This is a genomic window from Rhodococcus sp. 06-156-4, from assembly GCF_002259345.1.
Taxonomy (GTDB): domain Bacteria; phylum Actinomycetota; class Actinomycetes; order Mycobacteriales; family Mycobacteriaceae; genus Rhodococcoides; species Rhodococcoides fascians_E.
This window is the reverse complement of sequence record NZ_NPGB01000031.1, coordinates 206,576-229,862: the sequence shown is the minus strand read 5'-3', so window position 1 is coordinate 229,862 and position 23,287 is coordinate 206,576. Positions and strand designations below refer to the sequence as shown.

The following is a 23,287-nucleotide window of genomic DNA, read 5'->3' as shown; positions in this document are numbered from 1 at the left end:
GCCCCCATCTTGACTCATGCGGGAGCGAAGCGCCGCAATCGCAGACTGTTGGTCACCACGAACACCGAAGAGAAGGCCATTGCCGCACCCGCAAGCATGGGGTTGAGCAGGCCCGCAGCCGCCAGCGGAATGGCCGCGACGTTGTACGCGAACGCCCAGAACAGGTTGCCCTTGATCGTCGCGAGAGTCTTTCGCGACAACCTGATGGCGTCGCCGACGGCTCGGAGGTCCCCGCGCACCAGCGTCAGGTCGCTTGCCTCGATGGCGACGTCGGTGCCGGTACCCAAGGACAGCCCCAGGTCGGCGGTGGCCAACGCGGCGGCGTCGTTGATGCCGTCACCGACCATCGCCACGACCCGGCCCTCGGACTGCAGCTGCGCGACGACGTCGACCTTTCCCTGCGGGAGCACTCCGGCGAAGACTTCCTCGATCCCGACGTCGGCCGCGATCTTCCTCGCGGCCGCCTCGTTGTCACCGGTCAGCATCACCGGGGTCAGTCCGAGTTCACGCAGTTCCGCGACCGCCTGCTTCGACGTGGGCTTCACCGAGTCGGCGACGACGAGCACTCCGCGCGCCTGTCCGTCCCACCCGACCGCGACAGCGGTGCGGCCGTCGCGTTCGGCGTCGGCGAAGGCCGCGGCAAGGTCCGCGGGAAGGGTCATGGACCACTCCGCCAGCAACGAGGCACGCCCCAGAACCACGGCCCGACCGTCGACGATTCCCGTCACGCCGAGGCCGGGCACGGCCGCGAAGTTCTCGACGTCCGGCACCGAGCCGCTGCGGCGGGCGGCGTCGGCGATGGCTTTGCCGATGGGATGCTCCGAGCCTGCTTCCAGAGCCCCGGCCACGAGAAGCAGCTCGTCGTTCTCGGGAGTCACCGAGAGCAAGGACATCTGGCCGGTGGTGACGGTGCCGGTCTTGTCGAGTACGACGGTGTCGATGCGTTTGGTGGACTCCAGGATTTCCGGTCCCTTGATCAAGATGCCCAGCTGTGCGGCGCGGCCGGTCCCGACCATCAGTGCCGTCGGCGTCGCGAGGCCGAGCGCGCACGGGCACGCGATGATCAGAACGGCGACGGTAGCCGTGAAGGCCGCGGCGACGGATCCGCCGGTGCCGAGCCAGAATCCGAGTGTGCCGGCGGCGATCGCGATGACGATCGGAACGAAGATTCCCGAGATCCGGTCGGCGAGCTTCTGCGCCTGCGCTTTCCCGGTCTGCGCGTCTTCGACGAGCTTGGCCATCTGGGCCAGCTGGGTGTCCGAGCCGACGCGGGTGGCCGTCACGACCAACCGGCCGCCGACGTTCACCGTCGCACCGACGACCGTGTCGCCCGGCGACACCTCCACCGGAACCGACTCACCGGTCACCATCGATGCGTCGACGGCGGAGGATCCGGATTCGACGGTTCCGTCCGTCGCGATCTTCTCGCCCGGCCGGACCACGAACGTGTCGCCCACCGCGAGATCGTCGATGGGAAACTGCTTCTCGACGCCGTCGCGCAGCACCGTCACGTCCTTGGCACCGAGATCGAGCAGGGCGCGCAACGCTGCACCTGCCCGGCGCTTGGACCGAGACTCGAAGTACCGGCCGGCCAGAATGAACGTGGTGACGCCTGCTGCGACCTCGAGATAGATGTTGGCCGAGCCGTCCATCCGGTCGATGGTGAGCTCGAACGGGTGCTTCATGCCGGGAACGCCCGCGGCGCCGAAGAACAGTGCGTACAGCGACCATCCCAGCGCAGCCAGCGTTCCCATGGACACGAGGGTGTCCATGGTCGATGTGCCGTGCCGCAGGTTCGTCCACGCGGACTTGTGGAAGGGATAGGCACCCCACACGACGACCGGTGCCGCCAGCGTCAGCGACAACCATTGCCAGTTGGTGAACTGCAGAGCCGGAATCATCGCCATCGCGATCACCGGCACCGACAGAACCGCCGAGACGATCAGACGCTGCTTCAGCGGATCCGTCTCGGGCGTGGAGTCCGGGTCGGCAGCGGGGAGTGTCGCGGTGTACCCCGCGGCCTCGACAGCGCCGATCAGATCCTCGACGGGCACGCCGTCGGACCGAACACGCGCTTTCTCGGTCGCGTAGTTCACCGTCGCGGTCACGCCGTCGAGCTTGTTGAGTTTTCGCTCGATTCTGTTGGCGCACGACGCGCACGTCATGCCGCCCAGAATCAACTCCGTCTCACTCATGGTCCACCTGCGCGTGTTCGTGACTCGTAGGTGCCTCACCGACAGGGCCGACCGCTCCGCCGATCAGGAATGCGGCAAAGAACACCAGTGTGATTCCGAGTACGAAGCCTGCCAGTTTGATCGTCGTGTTCACGCGAAGCACCTCTTTCGTCTCACCCGTTCTACCATACCCCCCTAGGGTATCGGGAGGTCTCGATCCGGTCACGGTGTAACGCGGGGTACCTCCGCGGCGACTTCCGTGTAGCCACCGCGTAGTGCAGCGGCGGTGTAATCGGTTCGGGGAACAACTGATTGGGAAGCCATGTCTCTACGCGTTTCGAATCGCAGACCTGCGAATCGTCGACGGCTCGTCACCAGCGCCGTTGCGTTCGTATCTCTGGGCGCCCTGGCCGTCGGTGCCGCCGTCCTCACCACCGACAAGCTGACGTCGTCGGACGCCGATGTCGAGCTCGCATCGACCGCCACCTGCTACGACATGGTCAGCATCGCCGTCGGTGGCCGAGGCGACTCGCCCGAGGCCGGCAAGACCAAGATGCTCGAAACCCCCACCGGAACGCGACTGCCCGCAGCGCTCGCCGGTGACTTCGAGAGCGACTGGATCGACCAGATGGTCGGCGCTCCCAACGGCCAGGTGAAGGACGGCTCCTACGCAGCCGTCTACATCGAGTACCCGGCCAACATGGCCACCTACGAATCCTCGGTCGAGACCGGCGTCGCGAACACCAAGACGGTCATGAACGCCATCGCCGCGTCGTGCCCCAAGACCCGCTTCGCCATCGTCGGCTACAGCGAAGGCGCCGACGTCACGCGTCGCGCAGCGATGGAGATCGGCAACCAGCAGGCCGACACCAACGGCAAGTTCGGCATTGTCGACCCGGGCAACGTGGTCGGTGTCGTCATTCTCGCCGATGCAGGCCGCAAGGACGGCGAGACCGCATTCCCCGGTTCCGCGTCGGGCACCAACCCCGACGGCTTCGACACCAAGTACCAGAACGGCTCCGGCCCCGCCGGCGCCGGCGCTCTACCGTCCACGCAGGGCAGCTTCGGTGTACTCGAGGGCCGCGTCGCCTCGTTCTGCTCGCAGGGCGACCTGACGTGCGCGATGCCCAAGAACACCTCGCTGCTGCACCTGGCCGCCAACGTCGGACGCCAACTCGACGTCGATGCCATCCAGCGCGACAACACCCTGACCCCCGCCACCGGCGCCGACCTCGCCATGGTCCTCGGCAAGATCGCCGTCGCCGCCTTCGCCGACATCACCAGCCAGGACAACTGGCTCGCCGGCGACGAGACATTCCTCGACGTGCTCATCAAGGTCTCCGAGCCCGGCTACAAGCCGGCCGACCCGACCACCAAGGTCGCCGCGAAGCCCGAAACGGACGAGAACGGCGAACCGCTGCCCGCCGAGAGCGCAGTCAACCTCGCCTACCTGCCGTCGAAGATCGCCAAGGAAATCATCGGCTTCATCGGATCCAACACCGACACCATCCCCGTGGCGATGAACGATCCGTACGGTCAGACCCTCGGACCGGGCTCGGGACACCACTTCGACTACTGGCGTGACGCCGACAACGCCAACGGCAAGCCGCTGACCTCGGCCGAATACGCAGCCGCATGGCTGACCCAGCTCGCCAAGGACGCCCAGGCCGGCAAGCCCATCAAGTCCAAGGAAGTTCAGGAGCAGGCCCGCCTGACCGTTCTGTCCGCCACCGCGACCCCCACCACGACCGCGCCGACGAGCACCTCCACAGCTGCTCCCGTCGTCGCCCCCTACGTCGCACCTGTGGTCCCGGAGGTTGGCGTTCCCGCCCCGATCGTCGACCCGGCCGCTCCCGTCGATCCGAACCTGACCGCAGTACCTCTCGTACCCGCTCCCGACGCCGCAGGCGCAGTCGTCGACGGCTCGGTCGTCACCACCCCACCCGCTGCCACCTCAGCAGCCCCGACCACCACAGCCGTCCCCACGACCACCGTCGTACCGGCTGGGTAGTCGTACTCCCTTTCCCATTCGGAGCGAAAGCGCCGTTCGGTCAGTCTGACTGACCGAACGGCGCTTTCGGTCTTCCAAGGGAACTGTCCGGAAAGGTCCGGACCGATCAGGAATCGAGAAGTGTCCGACGCCGAGGCCTACTAGCGTCTTTCCACATGAACATCACCATTCATTCCTCGTTCCTTCCCCATGACGATGCCGATGCGGCGCTGGGGTTCTATCGCGATCTCCTCGGTTTCGAGGTGCGCCTGGATGTCGGGTACGACGGCATGCGCTGGCTCACCGTCGGGCCTGTCGGACAGCCGGACACGGCGATTGTCCTGACGCCACCTGCGGTCGATCCCGGTATCACCGACGACGAGAAGAAAACCATCCTGGAGATGATGGCGAAGGGCACGTACGCGGGCCTGCAGTTGGCGACGCCCGACCTGGATGCCACGTTCGACGCGTTGCAGGCCGGGGGCGCCGACATCGTGCAGGAGCCCATCGATCAGCCGTACGGTCTTCGCGATTGCGCCGTCCGCGACCCTGCAGGGAATCTGCTGCGTATCCAACAGGCCCGCAGCTGACGAACATGCTTGAATTCGCATGATTGGATGCCAGTCCCCCCGAGAAACGGAGATGTCCTGATGGCCCGACGCGCCAGTTCGACGACCGAGGTCCACAAGGCCGACAGCCACGATCTGATCCGTGTGCAGGGCGCGAGGGTGAACAACCTCCGTGACATCAGCGTCGAGATCCCCAAGCGCCGGTTGACGGTGTTCACCGGCGTTTCGGGGTCCGGCAAGTCGTCGTTGGTGTTCTCCACGATCGCCGCGGAATCCCAGCGCATGATCAACGAGACGTACAGCGCGTTCGTGCAGGGGTTCATGCCGTCGCTCGCGCGGCCGGACGTGGACCTGCTCGACGGGTTGACCACGGCCATCATCGTCGACCAGCAGCGAATGGGTGCCAATCCGCACTCGACCGTCGGCACCGCCACCGATGCGAATGCGATGCTGCGAATCCTGTTCAGCCGCGTCGGAAAGCCCTACATCGGTTCGGCTCAGGCATTTTCGTTCAACGTCGCATCGGCGTCCGGGGCGGGCGCGGTGAAGGTCGAGAAGGGCGGGCGTCAGACCACCGAGAAACGGACCTTCTCGATCACCGGCGGCATGTGCCTGCGCTGCGAGGGGCGCGGATCGGTCAGCGACATCGACCTGACCGCTCTGTACGACGACAGCAAGTCTCTCAACGAGTCCGCCATCACCATCCCCGGCTACAGCATGGACGGCTGGTACGGCCGGATCTTTCGTGGCAGTGGATACTTCGACCCGGACAAGCCGATTGCCCAGTACAACAAGAAGGAACTGAACGACCTTCTGTACCGCGAGCCGACGAAGATCAAGGTCGAGGGCATCAACATCACCTACCTCGGGCTGGTCCCGCAAATGCAGAAATCCATGCTGTCCAAGGACGTCGACGCGATGCAGCCGCACATTCGTGCCTTCGTCGAACGCGCCGTGACATTCCAGACGTGTCCCGAATGCGACGGCACCCGCCTCAACGAGGGCGCTCGCTCCTCGAAGATCAAGGGAATCTCCATCGCCGACGCCTGTTCCATGCAGATCAGCGACCTCGCCGCCTGGGTCAGCAGTCTGAAGGAGCCGTCGGTGGCGCCGCTACTCGAATCTCTGCGGGAAACGTTGGAGTCGTTCGTGCAGATCGGGCTGGGCTACCTGTCCCTGGAACGGCCCGCCGGAACCCTGTCCGGCGGCGAGGCCCAGCGCACCAAGATGATTCGCCATCTCGGATCGTCGCTCACCGACGTCACCTACGTGTTCGACGAACCGACGACAGGCCTACACCCCCACGACATCGAGAACATGAACCAACTCCTTCTGCAGTTGCGAGACAAGGGGAACACGGTTCTGGTCGTCGAGCACAAGCCGGAAACCATCGTCATCGCGGACCACATCGTCGACATCGGCCCCGGCGCCGGGACCAACGGCGGTCAGATCTGCTTCGAGGGGTCCGTCGACGACCTCCGCACGAGCGACACCGTCACCGGCCACCACTTCGACGACCGTGCGGCGGTCAAGGATTCGGTACGCGAGTACTCCGAGGTCATCGAGATCCGCGGTGCGGACTCGCACAATTTGCAGAGCGTCGACGTCGACGTGCCCCTGGGCATCCTGGTCGTCGTGACCGGCGTAGCCGGCTCCGGCAAGAGTTCACTGATACACGGCTCGCTCGGCGAACTCGACGACGTCGTCGCGGTCGACCAAGGTGCCATCCGCGGGTCCCGTCGCAGCAATCCTGCGACGTACACCGGCCTGCTCGAGCCGATCCGCAAAGCGTTCGCGAAGGAGAACGGCGTCAAACCTGCTCTGTTCTCGGCCAATTCGGAGGGTGCGTGCCAGGTCTGCAACGGCAACGGCGTCATCTACTCGGATCTCGCGATGATGGCGGGCGTCGCCACGATGTGCGAGGAGTGCGAAGGAAAGCGGTTCCAAGCTTCGGTGCTCGAATATCACCTCGGCGGTAAGAACATCAGCGAAGTGCTCGCCATGTCCGTGGCGCAGGCCGAGGACTTCTTCGGCAACGAGGTGAAACTGCTTGCTGCTCACAAGATTCTGGTCCGGCTCGCCGACGTCGGCCTGGGCTACATCAAGCTCGGCCAGCCCCTGACGACCCTGTCCGGCGGTGAACGCCAACGCCTCAAGCTGGCCGTCCACATGGCCGACAAGGGCGGAATCTACGTCCTCGACGAGCCGACAACAGGACTACACCTCGCCGACGTCGAGCAATTGCTCGGACTGCTCGATCGCCTGGTCGAGTCCGGTAAATCCGTCATCGTCATCGAACATCACCAGGCCGTGATGGCCCACGCCGACTGGATCATCGACCTCGGCCCCGGTGCAGGCCACGACGGCGGCCGCGTCGTGTTCGAGGGAACGCCTGCTGATCTCGTCGCCGACGGTTCGACGCTCACCGGTCAGCACCTGGCTGCCTACGTGGGGAGCTGACGGCACGCCCGGTTTCGGGGCAGAATCGAGCGCATGACGACACTGTTGTTCGTACACGGCGCCGGTGGTTTCCTGGAGGACAGATCGATGGCCGACGCCCTTGCGGGGGCGTCGAGTGTCGACGTGGACATGCCCGAGTTCTCCGACGAGGACATGTCTTTCGAAGCATGGGCGCGTCCACTGCGAGCTCGATTGGAATCGCTGGACCCGTCCGACATCCTCGTGGCGCACTCGTTCGGTGCGTCCGTATTACTACGCGTCCTCGCGGAGCGGCAGTGGGGCTTCCATGAGCCGGCCACCCTTCTGGCCATGCCGGATTGGGGGGTCGGCGGGTGGGACGTTCCCGAATACGCGTTCGACGGACCCGAGCCCACTACCTCTCTGGCGCTTCATCATTGCCGCGACGACGAGGTGGTCCCGTTCGAGCACCTGGCGTCGAACGCGGCGTTGTTGCCGTCCGCTCGCATCGTGGAGCACCCGTCGGGCGGTCACCAGTTCCACGGAGCGAATTGGCAGACGATGTAGTTCGAACATATGTTCGACATCGGCGGTTTTCGGGTTATGGTGGAGTCATGCTTTTGGGGGAGAGCGTCGACGATGTAGCCGGGGACCTTCGGGTCGACACTGCGCGTGGTGTGTTGCCGATCGAGGACCCTGCGTTGCGTGCTGCGGTGGAGGAGATGGAGTCCGCGTGGGGTGCGGTTGCGGAGGCGTCGTTGGATGGTCGGGTTGTCGGTGATGCGGATCGGCGTGCGGTGTTGGTGCGGATGGAGTCGGTGTCGCGGGCGATGTACGGGACGTCGCACACATGGTTGACGGAGTTGGTGGACGGTGACGGGTTGGCGGTGCTGCCGGAGCGGTCGAATCCGTCGCGGTTGGCGTGTTTGTTGCGGATCGATTCCGCAGTCGCGGGTAGACGCATCAAGATCGCGGGGAAATTGGCGCGGCGGCGGTCGTTGACCGGGGAGCAGCTCGATGCGTTGTTGCCGGTGACTGCGCGAGCGCAGTGCGAGGGTCATCTCGATGCTGCGCACGTGCGGGTGATCGAGAAGTTCTTGGACACCCTGCCCGCCGGGATCGATCACGAGTCGTTGGTGCAGTCGGAGATCTTGTTGGTGGACTTGGCGAAACAGGTCTCGCCGGAGCAGTTGACGGTCGCGGCGCACCGGTTGACGGCGTTGTTGGATCCGGATGGGGAACTGCGGGACAAGAAGGACATCGCGAGGAAATGCTTTGTTCGGCTCGGGCCGCAGGAGGTCGACGGGACCTCGAAGATGGCCGGTGTCATCGACGCTGAGTTCCGTGCCTATCTGGAGCCGGTTCTCGCCAAACTCGCCCGCAAGGGAGTGCTGAACCCCGACGAACCCAAACCCGTCCACGACACCGACCTGAGCACCGCCTACCCCGGCACCACCCCCGACAGCACCGACAGCGCCGACAGCGCCGACGGTGATGGTCGGAACGAACCGAACCCGGACGGTGACGGCGCGGACGAGCAGGATTGCGACGCCATGAGTTTCGGTACGGCGGGATCAGGTGATCCTGGGGCGGGTACTGCTGCTGCCGGGTCGGGTACGGCTTCTGCTGGGTCGGGTACTGCTTCTACGGGGTCGCCGGGTCCACTGACGCTGTTCGGTCCCGAGGAGACTGCTGCTGGCGCGGAGTTGGAGGCACGCGCCGGCCGGGACCTACGCACCCAGGGCCAACGCAACCACGATGCCGTCAAAGCGGTGTTCCGTCAGACCCTCGCAGCCGGCACCCTCGGAACCCATCGCGGACTACCGGTCACCGCGGTGGTTTCGATGTCCGCCTCCGATCTGGCCACCGCGTCCGGGCATGCCGTCACCGGCACCGGATCGCTGGTCTCGATTCGCGATGCCATCCGCATGGCCGCCCACGCCCACCATTACCTCGCTGTCTTCGACGACGACGGACGCGCCCTCTACCTCGGGCGCGGGAAACGGCTCGCCTCGGCCGATCAACGCATCGTCCTCATCGCACGCGACCGCGGCTGCAGTTTCCCCAATTGCACGCGCCCCGCCACCTGGAGCCAGGTCCACCACATCGACGAATGGGCCGATGGCGGCAACACCGACATCGACGACCTGACCTTCGGGTGCGACTGCCACCACCCCCTCGTCGGCGACGGACCGAATCAGTGGGCGACCACCACCACCGGACCCGATCATCCCCAACCCGGCCGCACCGCCTGGCATCCACCAGAATCCGTCGACCCCCGACGCAACGGGCTCGTCAACCACTTAAACCATAACCTCATGCGCACGCTAGACTCCCCCAATGACCAGCCAGAATGCCCCGCAGCGCGCCGCTGTCTACGTGCGCATCTCCTCCGACCCGACCGGCAAGAGTCTCGGTGTCCAGCGTCAAGAGGACGACTGCAGGGCGCTCGCTGAACGGCTCGGGTGGACCGTGGCAGGCGTCTACACCGACAACGATATTTCGGCCGCGTCCGGAAAGCTCAGGCCCGCGTTCGAGCGCTTGCTGGCCGACGTCGCTGCCGGAGTGATCGACGGGGTGCTCGTCTGGCATGCGGACCGGCTCTATCGCCGCGCTCCCGACCTGGTGCGGATCGTAGACGAGCTGAAGGTACCGATCCAGACAGTGACCTCGGGAGACCTGGACCTGGTGACCTCCTCGGGGCGCATGAACGCACGTATCCTCGGTGCAGTAGCCGAGCATGAGATCGAACATGCCACCGAGCGCATGAGAGCCGCGCACCGACAATCCGCCGAGTCGGGAGTCTGGCGTATCCGACGCCGGGTGTTCGGCTACAAACCAGGCGGACAAGAACTCGAACCACAAGAGGCGCAGGCAATTAGGGCCGCAGCGCACGACATACTCGGTGGCGTCTCGACCGGAGAGATAGCGCGCAGGTGGAACCGGGGAGGGTTGCGCACCACTGGACTTACCGTCAAAACCTCCGCTGGCGAGAAGATCGAGCGCGGTAAGGGCAGCACCTCCGAGTGGACATCCCGGCGCGTCTCCGCTCAACTCAGGCACCCTCTCTATGCGCGGCGTGTGGTCTACCAGGGCAAGGTGCTGCCGGGCATCGAAGGACAATGGCTCCGCATTCTGGACGACGACGTTCACGACGCGCTGACTGCATTCCTGGACAACCGTAGGCAACCGAGGACGAAACCCCGAGTCTGGCAGGGCACCTCGGTGTATCGGTGTGGTCGGTGCGATCCAGACGAGCACGGCATGCGTCCGAAGATGGAGATAGCCTATCGTGGCTCGGTGGCGCATTATCGTTGCCGCACAACAGGACACAACAACCGCAACCAAGCGCGGGTGGACTCGTTCGTGGACTCGGTGGTGCTCGCGAGACTGGCGCGACCGGATGCGGTGGACCTGCTCGACAAGGGCGAGGTGGACGTGCCAGCGCTCACCGCACAACGCGACGGACTACAGGCGAGGCTGGACGAGCTGGCGCTGCTGTTCTCCGACGGCGATATCGACGGCTCACAGCTCAAAACAGGCTCCCGGCCACTGAGAGACCAGATCGAGGGAATCGACCGCCAGCTTGCCGCTCAGGTCCAGCGTGACCCCGTAGCCGAGCTGCTGCTGGCCGAGGGTGAGCTGGAGTCGACGTGGGAGCACATGGGACCGGACCGGCGCTCGAAGATCATCGACGTCCTCATGACGGTCACTATCCTGCCTATAGCCAAACGCGGCAACACATTCGATGAGTCTCGGATCAAGATCGAGTGGAAACGGTGACGGAGGGTGACGTGCCCTCAGTTTACGGGGTGTTACAGGGTTTCAGGAACAAGCTCAGCCCCAGCGACCGAAAAGCGATGGCGCGCAAGGCGGAAGAGCTGGGGTTCACCACCCGGCAGATCGCCTCCATGCAGGGCGTGGACCAGAAAACTGCGTCAAACGACACTCGCGGTGTTACGTCTGAGGAAAATTCCTCAAGTAACACGCCCCCCTCGACCTTCACCTGCTCCTCGTGCGAGAAGCGCACCAGGTGGTCCAGCCGCGTCGAACACGAAACCCGTTAGCAAATGTGCTAAACGCGACAGTCCCAGAACCACGCGGCCATTGTCGGTTTATGTGGTTATAGTCCTCAGTAGTTAGACACGGCGGTGACCGACCCGTCGTCAGATCAACACCCAGCACTGTGCAGGCAGCAGAACGGATCACGTGAGCACGCGGAGTCGGCGCAACTCTCACGGAGCCCCGTAGGAATCTCGAAACCCTATGGAGCACCCCCATGTCTGTATCCGTATCGCGCCGCACCCAGTCGCTCGGTGGCAAGCTCGGCACCCTCCGACGTCACCACCCCGAGGCCGACACCACCGAGGTCGAAACCGAGCTGGCCACCTCGAAGATCGAGGACCGCGTTCGGGAAATCGTCGCCAGCGCGCCGCCACTGACAGCAGAGCAACGCGAACGAATCTCGGCGCTACTCTGCGGAGGTCGATAGTGCGCGCCGCTGGCCAACTCGCGACGACCGGCACCCGGCACCCGAACGAGTTCAAGTATCGACCCGCGCTGTCCGAAAACGGAAAGCCGTTCTGTAGCCAAAAGGATTGCGAGAAAGAGTCTCGGACACGCGGAATGTGCCAAAACCACTATATGAAATGGCGACGGCAACAGAAGAAAGCGGGAACGTAATGAGCTACGGCACGATTATCGAAGGTGAATTCTTCGACGATGCAAATGTGCTCAAGTTGCTCATGGCCGAGAAAGGGTCACGCGCCATACTGTGCCTGTTGGAATTGCGAGTCTGGTCGACCAACGCTAAAACGGACGGCGTTGTTCCACTGCACGCTCTACGAAAAGCGACTACTCATCCCGAGCCCTTAAATGCGCTTTCTTTGTTGGTCGACAATGGTCTTGCTGTCCAATTGTCCGAGGATGAATGGCAAATCGACTGGACCGCACAAACCACGGCAGAAGAGCGCGCCGATCAAAGAGAAGGGTGGAGGATAAAGAAGCGCCACCAGCGGGGCAAGCACGACGAATGTCCGGAAAGTTGGTGGTGCCGGAAGAAACGCAAGGATTCCATGTCCCCTGGGGACGTCCCCTCGAAGAAGTCCCCTGAGTCCCGAGGAGAGTCCCCGGGTAAACCTAACCTGACCCAACCTGACGTAGTCATTGGGAAGGGTCATGGTTCGGAACAGGAAGTCGCTCCTACGGTCGCTCACTCCGGCGCTGGCGCGCCGCTCGCTCCCTCCGTCGCTCAGCCGCGAGAAAAGCGCACCGACGAAACCGAGGATGAGAAATATCTCCGAATGTACGGATTGACAAAGGCGCAGGCGCTGGGTGACGACAACGAGGACGAACAATGATCGATTTCGAAATAGAGCCGACCGAGAATGTCGATGCTCGCGGAAAGGCGCTGATTGTTGTTTCGATGTTCATGGACGACCCGACCGAGGATCATAGGATCTTCGCCAGAACGGCAGGCGAGAAACTCCTCGAAGAATTGAACCAGCCCGACACTACTGTTCTTTTTCCGACAACTGTCGACGGAAACGGAGAAGAAACGAAAAACAGAATTTCGAGAGTTTATATCGAGAGGTTGCCGATTCCCCGAATTGGGTTGGTGTATTTGTCTCTCGACGGTATCGAGCCCGGAAGTGGAATACCGGCGCTATCTGAATTGAAGCGGGTGCGCCGAGCAACCACGCGACTGAGCGCCGAGGCGAGCGGATGGTGACACCGATTGCGACCCGCTCAGCGCCACGCTGCCGCACGAACACGGCGACTGGGTACCCGAGTGGCTGAAGGCACGAAAATGGCCCCAGATTTCAACTCAGCGGTAAGAGCTGAAATCTGGGGCCACGGGGTCGAGAAGTTCCTACTTCACCAACGTCACCGGGAAGAGCTGGCCGGATCGGGCGGACATGAACCACCGGCCGTCAATCTCGACCAGGGGGCGCTGGTGAGCGGGCAGGGCGAGTGGGCGTTCCAGAACAGGTGCGGACATTTGCATACCTCCGTTGTGCGAAATTTCCGAACCTCTCGATCGTACCGCGAAACCGTTATCAACACACAACCAAGAATGGACGAAAAGACATGAGCAACAACACATTAAGCACGATGCACCTTCGGCTCACGCCCGATTGGGGACGAGCATGAACCAGCAGGACCGTCTTGCGCTGCACGTACGCACTCACATTTCGGGTATCACGATCGCAGCGTTGCTCGACGCCGGATTCACCACCACCGATATTGCAACGGCGTTGCAGAACAGGCGCGTTCGTCTGGTCGGCGGCAACCGTGTGCACCATATCGCTCACGACCTCGACCACAACCCCGATGATGGGATCGAAACACGATGACAACTGCACCTAAGCCCTTCCCCGCGAAGTATGGCACCGGCAAGTGCGCGGTGTGCTCGCGTCCGATCGAAAAGGGAATGCTTGTCCTGTTCAAACAGTTCGGTAATCGACGTCGTTTGATCTGCGGATCGGGTGAGTGTGTGAAGACTGCGCCCGAGAGGTATTGCAGCGCATGCGGCCAAGGGTTACCGACGTGACCGCGCCCGAGTCCCTGATCGACGAGGAGGTGATCGCGCTGAAGGTTGCCGCTGTGCTCGATCACGTGCTCGCGAAACTGCCCGACGCGCTCCGGTCGATTCTTCCGATGATCGTGCCCGTGTTCGACTCCGATCATCTCCACCTCTGGTGCGGTTCGGCTCCGCTCGTTTCGATCCCGATCTGGTGGTTGCGCGACGGCGACGACTGGCTCCTGCCGAGCCTGAACAAGGGGGCATGATGGGCGCGAGATACATCGAAGACCGCTGGCGACAGGAAATTCGACGCGAGACGCCGCTGACGCCGAGGCCACCCAAGACACCCGTGGTGCGGTGCGAGAGCTGCAGTAGGCGCGTCAGGCAGGCGCAACAGACCCTCTGCAAACGCTGCCGAAACTGACCAAGATCGACACCCCGGATGAAGGGTCCGGGGCCTAGGAAAAAACAAGCGTGCGTTACATCTCGACCGTATTCTGGTGCATAGCAGGTCGCCCCGACTTCGCCACACGCGGAACGGGAATCGCCAGCGCTACGCTATCGCCTCCAAGCGAAATGCACGGGCCGCAGAAGGAAATGCACCCGTCGCGCACTACAAGGGCCGATTCGATGTCGTGTGTTCAAACCACGTTTCCGAAACGGAATTCCCATGTCTCACAAACTCATCACTCGCGACACGTCCACGCTCCTCGAGATTCGTGAATCCGATACGTCGGAACGGATCATCTCGGGCATCTCTGTGCCGTTCTCGACCTTCACCCGGATCGACTCATGGGAAGGGCATTTCGAGGAACAGGTGCTACGCGGCGCATTCAAGAAGACCATCGCCGAACGCGGTGACAAGGTGAAGCTCCTCGCCCACCACGACTCTCGTTCGATGCCGCTGGGGCGTGCCGTGCTGCTCGAAGAGCGCTCCGACGGACTCTATTCGGAGTTCAAGCTCTCGCGTACTCAGGCAGCCGATGAGGCGCTCGAACTCGTTCGCGACGGGGCTATCACTGGCCTGAGTGTGGGCATGCGAGTGCTCGGTGAGCGGTGGTCGGTCAAACAGGATCGGCGCACTATCACCGAGATAGCTCTCATGGAAGTGAGTTTGTGCAACTTCCCCGCATACGAAACCGCCGGTATCACGGGCACACGATCTATCACAGACATTTCAGCAACTTCCGAGTCACTGCAGCGCCGCTTGCGCGTGCTCAAACTCGGTAACTAAAACCAAGGATCACAATGAATCTGAAGACAGCCAACAAGGCAGAGCTGCTCGCGTTCATCGCCGACAGCGAAAAGGAAATGACCGAGATCTCCCAGCGCGGAGCGGATCTCAACTCCGAGCACGTCGAACGCTTCGACACTCTGGAGTCGGAATACAAAGAAGCCCGCGAACGGATCGCCGCTATCGACAAGCGCGCTGCCGCAGTCACCAACGGTTTCGAGGCCCGATCTCTTGCCACCGAGGGCGGAGCCGGGACTTATGACGCCGACCAGGACTCGACCCGCAGCAAGAGCGCGCCGACGTCTCTCCGGGGCCGAACCACACTCGCCAAGGGTGAATCGTTCCGTACGTGGGCCGCTGACAACGGGCAGATCGCCGACAAGGCTGAGCCTCTCAGCTTCGACCGACTCGTGCGGGGTCTGGCGTCCGATCGATGGGACGGTGCCGAGGCCGAGCGCGCTCTCGTTACAACGAACTCGACGGCCATCGTTCCGACACCTCTTGCCACCGACATAATCGACCTCGCTCGCGCCAAGGCCGTCGTACTGCAAGCGGGCGCAACGATTGTGCCAATGACCTCCTCGACGCTCCGAATTCCTCGCCTCACAGGTGAAGGGTCGCCGCAGTTCTACTCCGAGGGTGCACAGCGTGTGGCACAGGATATTTCGTTCGATGCCGTGACACTTACCGCCCACACGATGGACCGTCTGATCCTGATTTCGAAGGAACTGTTCGAGGACTCCGACCCCGCTGCAGGCACTTTGATCTCCGACGCGTTCGCCGCGCAGTATGCCCTCGGGCTCGATCGGTTTGCTCTGTTCGGTGACGGGGTCACTCCCAATCCGCTCGGACTGGTGAACACTCCGGGAGTGCCCAAGGTGGCCAACGGCGGTGCAAACGGCGCTGCTCTGTCCTCGCATGATTTTCTGATCAAGGCGCTCGGAAACGTTGCTGCTCAGAACTTCACGCCGACAGCACAGATCGCCAGCCCGCGCACCGCAACCCAGCTCGCGCTGCTGAAGAACTCGCAAGGGGACTACATCACTCCTCCGGCCAACCTGCCGCCCGCGTTTGTCACTGCAGGGGTACCGGTGAACCTGACGACCGGAACGTCCTCGGACACCTCGGTTGTCATCACCGGACAGTTCGACCAGCTCTATATCGGGTTGCGCTCCGAGTTCACTCTTAAGGTGCTACCCGAGCGCTGGGCAGACACCGGGCAGATCGGTTTCCTCGCCAGCCAGCGTTGGGACGTCGCAGTAGCTCAGCCGCTCGCATTCCAGGTCGACACCGGACTCCGGGCGTAACAATGGATCTGGGCATGTTTCTTCGCCGCGACGAGTTCGACGTGCCCGACGTGAAGGTGACTCGGGAAGGGATCGACGTCAACCACTGGCGCACCCTTCCCGACTCACCGAGCGCCGATCCTGACGTTCTCGCCGGGAACTACGAACTGGTCAAGGTATTGCGTAACCCAGTGCCAGACGACGGTTCTCCGGCTCGACTGGTGTGGGAGCGACATTCCACGGTGAACCGGGTGCACATCGACTCAGCACGGGCGCTCGAAACGTTCGTGACCGCGCAAGGGACAACGATTCCGAGGGGCGCGATAGTCGAACGCACCAGCTCGATCTACTTGCAGAACGTCGAAAAATTCGACTGAGATTTACCCCGGATCACCTGCGGCACGTGGGTAGCGACATTTTGACCGAATGCCGTCCGTATGGCTCGCGATGTGGTCGCTGTGATCCGGGGTCTAGTATCCGAAACCGCCAGCCCGCGTTGGTAGGTCGGTAACACAGAACACGACACGTCCGAGTGGCGCAGCGATTTACACCTCTTTCACGCTGCTGGAAATCAAGCCACGCTCGCGAGAGCCGCCGTTGTGTTCGAGACCCCTGCACCGTGTTTCGGCTTTCGCGGGCCACTCTTGGCGCGGTGCAGGGTCTAGGCGCTCGACCACGGTACTTGCCTCCTTGTTCTGCCGTGACCGAGCACACCACCCCGGCCGTTCGGTTGCAGCCGTGCAGGATCGACCCACCTCACGATCCCGCACAGGCTCCCGAGCGGCCGAGGCCCACCACACCTACCCATCGACCGAGTTCGTTCGTCTCCGTCGATCTCAGGCCCGCAATGCCGCCGTCCGGTGCAGCGCCGAGGTCATGAGTTCGCCCGCGTACTTCTCGACGTCAGCCATAGCCGTAGGCCCGACGTTCATCTGTGCCCACTCTGGCATCCGTCGCGCTCTGCCCTTGCGATCCATCACTGCCTCAGTGCCTGACGACAGCATCGCCACGATGCCACACACCACCAGTGCAACTGCACCTGCTGCAGCCAGTGTTACTGCTGTCCAACCAACTGCACGCTTGACTGACTGTCGCACAACGATGTTCGCGTGTGAACGCTCAAAGATGTTGTGCTGTCTCAGTGCTGCAGTGTGTGCTGCCTCCACCTCCTGCTCCCACGTGCCCAGCGACCGCACGCCCTCGACCGTGAGCAGTGCTGCCTGTCGTCGTCGTGATCCGTTGCGTTGCAACCACAATGTCTTCTTCTCATTAAACTTTGTTCTCAAAGTTGTTGTCTGTTTGTGGTTCTCGCCAACGGTCATAACGTCGTCGGTGCGCAGTGGTGGTGTGAGTGTCGGTGCCGAGAGTGGCGCTGTTGCGTACATCGTGTGTCCTTCGCTGGTGCGTGAGGCAAGGGTTGGTAAGTCCCTGCAGTCGACCAGTGTGCACCTGGCTAGTACGCCGCGCAACCTATGTGTTCGATAGCTAGGTGGCCGAGTCCTGTTGGCGTGGTGGAGGACTGGAGAGGTGGCGAGAGGGTAGGGGGGGGCTTAAGTTAACCGGGATTCACACCCTTGGCTGACCCCGCGCTCAGCCGGATATCTCTCTCTGAACGAGAAATGCCCTGCAAAATGCCTGGTCAGGGGCTTGTGAGCGCCGAAAAACACTGTACGAAATGGAAATTTGAGATTTTTGTCAAAATCGGACCCAGTTTACCCCTGCTCGGTGAGCAGTACAAGCGTACTGTTTGGGTCAATTTCACCCCCGTAGCGGACGCCGCCGAGCACGCCTAGAATCGGTAGCGTTCCTCATGGTGCGAGTGAGCACAAGAAAGCCCCGACCGCTGGACTGGTAATCCGGCATTCATGGTCGGGGCTTTCGTCGTGCGCGGGGTCTCTACTCGACTTCGACAATCGGCTCAGGCCGCACGGGCGACTTTGTCCATGCTCCCAGCGGCTCGGGTTCGTCGGCACCAAAGCGCGTGAGCACGATAGACCCGCTGTCAGCAACGCTACGAACCACGGAATCGCCGTACACCGGGGTCGAGACGCCGTTCACCTCAACTAGGGTGCCGCCGTCTCGAGTGGCCACGTGCGCTTCTCTACGCAACTCCCAGGATTCGTGTTCTTCGAGCAGACGGATCTCGGTCTCGACCTTGTGTGCGTGAGGCGTGATTATGACGACGTGATGCCCGTCGATTGCCTGCAGGTGGTAGCGGCCGAGATGAGCGCCGCTCGGTTCTGTGAACGTGACCGTATAGCCGAGCGGCCGAGCGCGCTCATCCAAAGTAGTAGTCTCGGTTGTCAAAGGTGTGTGCCCTCCGGGGTGGTGATTCTTTCGTAACCGACCTGATGGTTCGGCCATAGCCCAGCCTATGCGGGACGGCCTACAAGACGACCGTCGTTGTTCGCCTACTCCTCCTCGCGTCTACGCAACCAGCGCGTGACGTAGTAGTCCCAGAACGGCGTGAGCGCCAGTAAAACGAGCGGATAGAGGACCGGCTCGGAGAGCTGCTCGGAGATCATGGCGGCAACGGTAGAAGAGATCCCGTGTTGGTCGGATACGCAGACATTTCGGATAGGCATTGGGTGGACTCCTGGCAAGCAGTGAAGCTCGGAAGCGACCCGGCCCGCAGCCAGCAGTCAGAACGCATCGACGTCGACCGAGGGTGAATCGCAAAGCGACCCGGCCCACGGCCAGCAGTCAATGACAGGATCGACGCTAGCAGGCCCGAGCCGCTCATCCTGCCACCGACACGCTCCTGATTCCTGCAGGTCAACCGGCTCAGGGCAGAGCGCGCACCTTGTTAGGTGTCAACCACTACCACCACCCGCAGGAATACCTCTACCCATCAGACGATCCCGACCCCGAGACCCGGACCGGATAGCCCCGGACCCCCGGCACCATCGAATCGAACACCCACCCGTGAGCAGCACAACCACCACCTGTGCCGCTCACACCCATGCCTGCAACAACCCGTGCCTGAGCGTCGAGAGCGCCGCGCCACGACCATCGGGCCCCCGGGCGAATCCCCCCGCAGACAGATGGGTGTCCCCAATACGACGATGCCGCGTTACCATTCCGGGGATGGGGGAGATCGAGGATCCGAGGCAGCGTTTGGCGCGTCTGGTGATCGAACGTGTCACGGTCGAGGGTGGAGCTGGGGCTCGGCTGGATTCGTCGGCGTTCGCGGTGAGGTACGACGAGTCGTCGGTCCTTCCGCTCGATCACCTGTTCCACGACACGGCGGGAGCGTCGGATCTGGCGCTGGAGTCGCATGTCGCGCATTTCGTATCGACGAAGATGTCGTCGAACTTCTGGCCCGGTGACTGGCACGAGGCGCTGCCGAGGCTGCGTCCGGTGTTGAAACCGTCGACGTACACGTTGGGCGCACCGTCGGGTTTGCTGTTGTCGCGGCGCGTGTTCCCGTTGGTCGACGAGCTCGTGGCGGTGGACATGCCCTTCCACAGCTCGATCGTGTCGTGGGAGTCGATCGAGACATGGGGTGTGGATCCGTCGACGGTGTTCGCCGCGGCCCGGTCGAATCTGGCCACCGTCACCCGGTATGCCGACCCCACGAAGGGCCGCGCCACTCAAAGGTTGGTCGACCGCGGCGGGCAGTACTACACGTCGTGGCTGTTGGATTCGGGGTGGCTCGAGTCGCACAGGTCGCGGTTCGGTTGTGCACCAGTGGCGTTCGTCCCCACGGTGGACACGCTCTACGTCGTGCCCAGCGACGACGATGACCTGCTGGCCAAGCATTTCCGTCTGGCCGAGGAGCAGTATCTGCACACGTCGCGGTTCCTGTCTCCGCAGGCGTACACCGTCGACGACTCGGGTGCTGTGGTGACGCTCGACGTCACGGCGCCGGACAATCCCGGCAGCGCACGGGCCCGTTGCGTGCACATCTCGAAAGAATATGCAGCACAGTCGGACTGGCTACAGCGTCAGTACGAGCTGGATCGTGTGCACTCCGAGATCGGCACGGTCACCGTCAAGTCGACTCCGTTCGGTCCCCGTACGGTCACCATCTGGGCCGACGAGGTGGACTGCACGTTGCCGGAGACCGACCTCGTGGCGTTCTGCCGCGAGGGCGTCGAGCCGTTCTTCGTCCAGTTCGCCGACGTGGCGTCCATCAGTGGTGTCCAACCGATGGCAGGCCTGGACCCGACTCGCTATCGCGTTCCCGCCTGGCCACCGCCGGACATCGTCGAACGGCTGCGCGCGCACAGCATCCTGGTGTGACCTACGAGGATCGGTCGAGCGTGTACTCGTTGATGACCACCCCGGATCGATACGGCGTGCTGGCGACGAGATTCAAGTCCGCAACCGAATAGTCGCGGTCGGCGAAGAGCCGCTTGCCCGATCCCAGCAGAATCGGGTTGATCTTGAGGATGATCCGGTCGATCTCGTCGACGAGTGCGGACGCGAAGACCCCTCCACCGGCCAACCAGATGTCCGATCCGCTCTGCTGCTTCAGCTCCCGCGCAAGGGCAACCGGATCCTCGTCCGTCACGGTCACCTCCGGCACCGCATCGTCGGCGGTGTGGTTGCGAGAGAACACGTACTGCTTCAGATGCTCGTACGGTCCGCCGCGCCGGTGTTCACCCTCGGCCGCATAGGTTCCCCATCCCATCATCACCGTGTCGAACCTCGTCAGAGGCGGCGTCAGTCCGGTGGCGCGAAGGCCGAGCGTCGGGATCGTGTCGGTGTACTCGCGCAGGATCATGTCGATGTGATCGCCCGTCTGGGGGAAAGCATCGAACGTGTCGTCCGGGGCGGCGATGAAGCCGTCGAGGCTGGCGGCTACGTAATAGACCAGTTCACGCATGAGAATCTCCAATCACGACGGATGTAGTGGTTCGAATCAGAGAGTACGACACCTGTCGTGGTTGCGCTAGTCTTTTTCCATGGCTCGCAATTCGCAACGCAGATCCGATCTCGCCGACGCCGGCATTTCGATCCTGGCCGCCGAAGGCGCACGCGGACTCACCCACCGTGCCATCGATGTGCAGGCAGGAGTACCGAAAGGCACCACGTCGAACTATTTCAAGACGCGCGAAGATGTCATCGCCGGATTGATCGAGCGCATCGGCGAACGGCTCGCCCCGGATCCCGACGTGCATGCCCCGCTCGCCGCCAAAGCTCCGAGCGCGGAACTGTTCGCTGAGTACACCCGCGACATCGTCGCGCGGCTCCTGACCAACCGAGAAGTGACGCTGGCGTTGTTCGAACTGCGACTCGAGGCGTCGAGACGGCCGGAGATCGGCGCCGTTCTCGGCACGTGGCAACGGTCGAACTTCCGCGGCGACGTCGAATTCAACCTTGCCGCGGGACTTCCCGGCGGCGCCAAGGAGATCGCGTTGTTCCACTACGCGATAGACGGTCTCCTGTTCGACCGACTGACCTACCCGATCGACCCGGAGACCTCGACCGACGACATCGTCGACGATTTGGTGAACGGCCTGCTCAGGTGAACTCGACTCCCTGCGCGAGAGGCAGCTCGTTGGAGTAGTTCACGGTGTTGGTTGCCCGTCGCATGTAGGACTTCCAGGCGTCCGAACCGGATTCGCGTCCGCCACCGGTTTCCTTCTCGCCGCCGAACGCGCCGCCGATCTCCGCTCCCGACGGTCCGATGTTGACGTTGGCGATGCCGCAGTCGGATCCGGCGGCGGACAGGAACCGCTCGGCCTCACGCAGATCCGTCGTGAAGATCGACGACGAAAGACCCTGTGGCACATCGTTGTGCAGCGCGATGGCCTCGTCGAGCGTCTCGTAGGTGAGAACGTACAGAATCGGCGCGAACGTCTCGTGACGCACGATATCCGTCTGCGCAGGCATCGTCACCACCGTCGGCTGGACGTAGTAGGCGTACTCGCCGAAGATGTCGACGCGCGAACCGCCTGCCTTCACGACACCACCAGCGCCGACGGCAGCGTCGAGCGCTTTCTGGAAGCCGGCGAAGGCCGGCGCGTCGATCAGCGGCCCGACGAGCGTGTCGGCGTCCAGGGGCGACCCGATGGCCAGCGATTCGTACGCCTTCGCGATCCGCCCGACCAACTCGTCGGCGATGGAGGAATGCACGATCAGTCGTCGCAGAGACGTACACCGTTGCCCTGCGGTACCCGCCGCGGAGAACACGATCCCGCGGGTCGTCAGGTCCAGATCGGCGGACGGGGTCACGATTGCGGCGTTGTTGCCACCGAGTTCGAGCAGTACGCGTCCGAACCTCTCCGCGACGCGGGGCGCCACGGCTCGGCCCATGCGCGTGGACCCGGTCGCGGACAGGAGAGCCACGCGGGAATCGTCGACGAGCGCCTCACCGGCCACTCGGTCGCCGATGACCAACTGCGCAACGAGGGGATCGACGTCCGCGTTGGCGGCGGCACGCTCGAACAGCGCTTGAACAGCGAGCGCGGTCAGGGGCGTCTTCTCCGACGGCTTCCACACGACGGTGTCGCCGGCGACCAAGGCGAGGACGGTGTTCCACGACCAGACTGCGACAGGAAAGTTGAAGGCAGTGACGACTCCGACGACGCCGAGCGGATGCCACTGCTCCATCATGCGATGGCCCGGGCGCTCGGTTGCGATGGTGTTGCCGTAGAGCTGACGGGACAGCCCGACGCCGAAGTCGCAGATGTCGATCATCTCCTGGACCTCGCCCAGGCCCTCGGACAGAATCTTGCCCGCTTCGATGGAGACCAACTCGCCCAGATCGGCCTTGTACTCACGCAGTAATTCGCCGAGTTCGCGGATCAGTCCACCTCGAACCGGAGCGGGAACGGCGGACCACTCGGCGAACGAAGATTTCGCCACGGTGACGACGGCGTCGACATCCGCAGCGGTGGCCGCGGCGAGGGACGCGAGATTGCCCCCGGTGATCGGTGAACGTGCGACGACCGGCAGTTCCGACCTGGGCACGTCGAGGTCGGCGGTCACCCCCAGGCGTCCCAGGATTGCGCGGGTACGGACGCTCAGCTCGTCGTGCTTGACCGGGGAAGTCATCGCGAAAATCACCTTTCGTCGCCGTGGCAGCAACATTCAATCTAGCCGACGGGTCACAACACCGTAAAATTTACGGTCGTGGCCG

The 23,287-nt window shown here is 63.3% G+C and carries 24 protein-coding genes; 16 read left to right on the top strand and 8 right to left on the bottom strand.

Annotated features, from left to right (window positions below; genetic code table 11):
• Nucleotides 1–14: 14 nt before the first annotated feature.
• Nucleotides 15–2,195 carry a heavy metal translocating P-type ATPase gene (locus CH290_RS23560; RefSeq protein WP_019667016.1) on the bottom strand — a complete coding sequence of 727 codons (2,181 nt, stop codon included), beginning with the start codon at nt 2,193–2,195 and terminating at the stop codon, nt 15–17.
• On the bottom strand, nt 2,188–2,328 hold the full coding sequence (locus CH290_RS30360; protein WP_167336905.1) for a hypothetical protein: 141 nt from the start codon (nt 2,326–2,328) through the stop codon (nt 2,188–2,190). Before CH290_RS30360 ends, CH290_RS23560 begins: the two co-directional genes overlap by 8 nt.
• A 168-nt stretch (nt 2,329–2,496) precedes the next feature.
• On the opposite strand from CH290_RS30360, the gene CH290_RS23555 reads away from it, so the two are divergent.
• From CH290_RS23555 to CH290_RS23510, 9 genes are all read left to right on the top strand, one after another.
• Nucleotides 2,497–4,185, top strand: coding sequence for a cutinase family protein (locus tag CH290_RS23555; RefSeq protein WP_033189396.1), 1,689 nt, complete (start codon nt 2,497–2,499; stop codon nt 4,183–4,185).
• 155 nt (nt 4,186–4,340) lie between these two features.
• Nucleotides 4,341–4,754 (top strand): VOC family protein, encoded by a 414-nt coding sequence (locus CH290_RS23550; RefSeq protein WP_019667013.1) that lies wholly within the window; start codon nt 4,341–4,343, stop codon nt 4,752–4,754.
• Between the two features lie 60 nt (nt 4,755–4,814).
• Complete coding sequence (locus CH290_RS23545; RefSeq protein WP_033189397.1) at nt 4,815–7,193, top strand: ATP-binding cassette domain-containing protein; 2,379 nt, start codon at nt 4,815–4,817, stop codon at nt 7,191–7,193.
• A 33-nt stretch (nt 7,194–7,226) separates the two neighbouring features.
• Nucleotides 7,227–7,718 carry an alpha/beta fold hydrolase gene (locus tag CH290_RS23540; RefSeq protein WP_033189398.1) on the top strand — a complete coding sequence of 164 codons (492 nt, stop codon included), beginning with the start codon at nt 7,227–7,229 and terminating at the stop codon, nt 7,716–7,718.
• 47 nt (nt 7,719–7,765) lie between these two features.
• On the top strand, nt 7,766–9,607 hold the full coding sequence (locus CH290_RS23535; RefSeq protein ID WP_052083167.1) for an HNH endonuclease signature motif containing protein: 1,842 nt from the start codon (nt 7,766–7,768) through the stop codon (nt 9,605–9,607).
• Nucleotides 9,492–10,934 (top strand): recombinase family protein, encoded by a 1,443-nt coding sequence (locus CH290_RS23530; RefSeq protein WP_033189399.1) that lies wholly within the window; start codon nt 9,492–9,494, stop codon nt 10,932–10,934. Before CH290_RS23535 ends, CH290_RS23530 begins: the two co-directional genes overlap by 116 nt.
• 496 nt (nt 10,935–11,430) lie before the next feature.
• A complete protein-coding gene (locus CH290_RS23520) occupies nt 11,431–11,643 on the top strand; it encodes a hypothetical protein (protein WP_033189401.1) in 213 nt (70 codons plus the stop codon).
• Nucleotides 11,644–11,800: 157 nt separating this feature from the next.
• Nucleotides 11,801–12,511: a hypothetical protein gene (locus CH290_RS23515; protein ID WP_033189402.1), complete on the top strand. Its 711-nt coding sequence runs from the start codon at nt 11,801–11,803 to the stop codon at nt 12,509–12,511.
• Nucleotides 12,508–12,882 (top strand): hypothetical protein, encoded by a 375-nt coding sequence (locus CH290_RS23510; protein ID WP_033189403.1) that lies wholly within the window; start codon nt 12,508–12,510, stop codon nt 12,880–12,882. Before CH290_RS23515 ends, CH290_RS23510 begins: the two co-directional genes overlap by 4 nt.
• A 141-nt stretch (nt 12,883–13,023) precedes the next feature.
• Here CH290_RS23510 and CH290_RS30965 read toward each other — a convergent pair whose 3' ends face one another.
• The gene (locus CH290_RS30965; protein WP_254924980.1) at nt 13,024–13,152 is read right to left on the bottom strand and encodes a hypothetical protein; all 129 of its coding nucleotides are present in this window, start codon (nt 13,150–13,152) and stop codon (nt 13,024–13,026) included.
• A 148-nt stretch (nt 13,153–13,300) separates the two neighbouring features.
• On the opposite strand from CH290_RS30965, the gene CH290_RS23505 reads away from it, so the two are divergent.
• The 5 genes from CH290_RS23505 (at nt 13,301) to CH290_RS23485 (ending at nt 16,574) form a co-directional block, all read left to right on the top strand.
• Nucleotides 13,301–13,507 carry a hypothetical protein gene (locus CH290_RS23505; protein WP_033189404.1) on the top strand — a complete coding sequence of 69 codons (207 nt, stop codon included), beginning with the start codon at nt 13,301–13,303 and terminating at the stop codon, nt 13,505–13,507.
• 193 nt (nt 13,508–13,700) lie between these two features.
• The gene (locus tag CH290_RS23500) at nt 13,701–13,943 is read left to right on the top strand and encodes a hypothetical protein (RefSeq protein ID WP_033189405.1); all 243 of its coding nucleotides are present in this window, start codon (nt 13,701–13,703) and stop codon (nt 13,941–13,943) included.
• Nucleotides 13,944–14,347: 404 nt separating this feature from the next.
• On the top strand, nt 14,348–14,911 hold the full coding sequence (locus CH290_RS23495; RefSeq protein ID WP_141216151.1) for an HK97 family phage prohead protease: 564 nt from the start codon (nt 14,348–14,350) through the stop codon (nt 14,909–14,911).
• 14 nt (nt 14,912–14,925) lie between these two features.
• A complete protein-coding gene (locus CH290_RS23490; protein WP_033189406.1) occupies nt 14,926–16,218 on the top strand; it encodes a phage major capsid protein in 1,293 nt (430 codons plus the stop codon).
• Nucleotides 16,219–16,232: 14 nt separating this feature from the next.
• Entirely contained in the window at nt 16,233–16,574 is a 342-nt protein-coding gene (locus CH290_RS23485; RefSeq protein ID WP_141216152.1) for a hypothetical protein, read from the top strand.
• A 459-nt stretch (nt 16,575–17,033) separates the two neighbouring features.
• Here CH290_RS23485 and CH290_RS23480 read toward each other — a convergent pair whose 3' ends face one another.
• The 3 genes from CH290_RS23480 to CH290_RS30355 all read right to left on the bottom strand — a co-directional run bounded on the left by CH290_RS23480 (nt 17,034) and on the right by CH290_RS30355 (nt 18,782).
• Complete coding sequence (locus CH290_RS23480; protein WP_141216153.1) at nt 17,034–17,582, bottom strand: hypothetical protein; 549 nt, start codon at nt 17,580–17,582, stop codon at nt 17,034–17,036.
• Nucleotides 17,583–18,093: 511 nt separating this feature from the next.
• Nucleotides 18,094–18,483 carry a hypothetical protein gene (locus CH290_RS23475; protein WP_033189409.1) on the bottom strand — a complete coding sequence of 130 codons (390 nt, stop codon included), beginning with the start codon at nt 18,481–18,483 and terminating at the stop codon, nt 18,094–18,096.
• Between the two features lie 125 nt (nt 18,484–18,608).
• Nucleotides 18,609–18,782 (bottom strand): hypothetical protein, encoded by a 174-nt coding sequence (locus CH290_RS30355; protein ID WP_155295540.1) that lies wholly within the window; start codon nt 18,780–18,782, stop codon nt 18,609–18,611.
• Nucleotides 18,783–19,284: 502 nt separating this feature from the next.
• Here CH290_RS30355 and CH290_RS23470 point away from each other — a divergent pair.
• Nucleotides 19,285–20,442 (top strand): DUF1444 domain-containing protein, encoded by a 1,158-nt coding sequence (locus CH290_RS23470; RefSeq protein WP_033189410.1) that lies wholly within the window; start codon nt 19,285–19,287, stop codon nt 20,440–20,442.
• Between the two features lies 1 nt (nt 20,443).
• On the opposite strand, the gene CH290_RS23465 is transcribed toward CH290_RS23470, so the two are convergent.
• On the bottom strand, nt 20,444–21,028 hold the full coding sequence (locus tag CH290_RS23465; RefSeq protein ID WP_026347770.1) for a dihydrofolate reductase family protein: 585 nt from the start codon (nt 21,026–21,028) through the stop codon (nt 20,444–20,446).
• Between the two features lie 79 nt (nt 21,029–21,107).
• Here CH290_RS23465 and CH290_RS23460 point away from each other — a divergent pair, with 79 nt between their 5' ends.
• Nucleotides 21,108–21,674: a TetR/AcrR family transcriptional regulator gene (locus tag CH290_RS23460; protein WP_019664988.1), complete on the top strand. Its 567-nt coding sequence runs from the start codon at nt 21,108–21,110 to the stop codon at nt 21,672–21,674.
• Here the strand turns inward: CH290_RS23460 and amaB are convergent.
• A complete protein-coding gene (amaB, locus tag CH290_RS23455; protein WP_020112292.1) occupies nt 21,667–23,202 on the bottom strand; it encodes an L-piperidine-6-carboxylate dehydrogenase in 1,536 nt (511 codons plus the stop codon). The genes CH290_RS23460 and amaB overlap by 8 nt on opposite strands.
• Nucleotides 23,203–23,287 lie beyond the last annotated feature (85 nt).

Excerpts from the sequence above, each read along its gene's own strand:
- CH290_RS23535 (WP_052083167.1), top strand. The coding sequence starts at position 7,766 with ATGCTTTTGGGGGAGAGCGTCGACGATGTAGCCGGGGACCTTCGGGTC.
- CH290_RS23550 (WP_019667013.1), top strand. The coding sequence starts at position 4,341 with ATGAACATCACCATTCATTCCTCGTTCCTTCCCCATGACGATGCCGAT.
- CH290_RS23485 (WP_141216152.1), top strand. The coding sequence starts at position 16,233 with ATGTTTCTTCGCCGCGACGAGTTCGACGTGCCCGACGTGAAGGTGACT.
- amaB (WP_020112292.1), bottom strand. The coding sequence starts at position 23,202 with ATGACTTCCCCGGTCAAGCACGACGAGCTGAGCGTCCGTACCCGCGCA.
- CH290_RS23530 (WP_033189399.1), top strand. The coding sequence starts at position 9,492 with ATGACCAGCCAGAATGCCCCGCAGCGCGCCGCTGTCTACGTGCGCATC.
- CH290_RS23540 (WP_033189398.1), top strand. The coding sequence starts at position 7,227 with ATGACGACACTGTTGTTCGTACACGGCGCCGGTGGTTTCCTGGAGGAC.
- CH290_RS30355 (WP_155295540.1), bottom strand. The coding sequence starts at position 18,782 with ATGCCTATCCGAAATGTCTGCGTATCCGACCAACACGGGATCTCTTCT.
- CH290_RS23560 (WP_019667016.1), bottom strand. The coding sequence starts at position 2,195 with ATGAGTGAGACGGAGTTGATTCTGGGCGGCATGACGTGCGCGTCGTGC.
- CH290_RS23460 (WP_019664988.1), top strand. The coding sequence starts at position 21,108 with ATGGCTCGCAATTCGCAACGCAGATCCGATCTCGCCGACGCCGGCATT.
- CH290_RS23510 (WP_033189403.1), top strand. The coding sequence starts at position 12,508 with ATGATCGATTTCGAAATAGAGCCGACCGAGAATGTCGATGCTCGCGGA.
- CH290_RS23495 (WP_141216151.1), top strand. The coding sequence starts at position 14,348 with ATGTCTCACAAACTCATCACTCGCGACACGTCCACGCTCCTCGAGATT.
- CH290_RS23555 (WP_033189396.1), top strand. The coding sequence starts at position 2,497 with ATGTCTCTACGCGTTTCGAATCGCAGACCTGCGAATCGTCGACGGCTC.
- CH290_RS23490 (WP_033189406.1), top strand. The coding sequence starts at position 14,926 with ATGAATCTGAAGACAGCCAACAAGGCAGAGCTGCTCGCGTTCATCGCC.
- CH290_RS23520 (WP_033189401.1), top strand. The coding sequence starts at position 11,431 with ATGTCTGTATCCGTATCGCGCCGCACCCAGTCGCTCGGTGGCAAGCTC.
- CH290_RS30965 (WP_254924980.1), bottom strand. The coding sequence starts at position 13,152 with ATGTCCGCACCTGTTCTGGAACGCCCACTCGCCCTGCCCGCTCACCAG.
- CH290_RS23515 (WP_033189402.1), top strand. The coding sequence starts at position 11,801 with ATGGCGACGGCAACAGAAGAAAGCGGGAACGTAATGAGCTACGGCACG.
- CH290_RS23505 (WP_033189404.1), top strand. The coding sequence starts at position 13,301 with ATGAACCAGCAGGACCGTCTTGCGCTGCACGTACGCACTCACATTTCG.
- CH290_RS23465 (WP_026347770.1), bottom strand. The coding sequence starts at position 21,028 with ATGCGTGAACTGGTCTATTACGTAGCCGCCAGCCTCGACGGCTTCATC.
- CH290_RS23545 (WP_033189397.1), top strand. The coding sequence starts at position 4,815 with ATGGCCCGACGCGCCAGTTCGACGACCGAGGTCCACAAGGCCGACAGC.
- CH290_RS23470 (WP_033189410.1), top strand. The coding sequence starts at position 19,285 with ATGGGGGAGATCGAGGATCCGAGGCAGCGTTTGGCGCGTCTGGTGATC.
- CH290_RS23480 (WP_141216153.1), bottom strand. The coding sequence starts at position 17,582 with ATGTACGCAACAGCGCCACTCTCGGCACCGACACTCACACCACCACTG.